We start from the raw sequence: 305 nt of genomic DNA, 5'->3' as shown, positions 1-305 counted from the left end.
GTAAAAATTTCCCTGCAGAGTACCAATCGTTTTTACAAACAGAACAAACCGATTTTGCAACATACCAAGGTGGAAACGCAATGCGCGATATGCTTGAAGAAGATACCCGTTTAGCTGTACTTTGGGCTGGTTATGGGTTTTCAAAAGATTATAACCAAGGGCGCGGGCACCAATATGCAGTTGAAGATATACACAATACATTAAGAACTGGCGGCCCTAAAGGCGAAGGCGATGGCCCAATGCCTGCTACATGTTGGACGTGTAAATCCCCCGATGTACCGCGTTTAATGAACGAAATTGGTATT

Annotated in this window: 1 protein-coding gene; it reads left to right on the top strand. The window is 43.9% G+C overall.

What is annotated here, in order from left to right; genetic code table 11:
* On the top strand, positions 1 to 305 hold a 305-nt coding region (locus tag FUA24_RS03835), incomplete at both ends, for an ammonia-forming cytochrome c nitrite reductase subunit c552 (RefSeq protein WP_148540141.1).

This window comes from Seonamhaeicola marinus (assembly GCF_008085455.1).
Note: the sequence above shows the minus strand (reverse complement) of the source record. Positions and strands in the feature narration are given on the sequence as shown.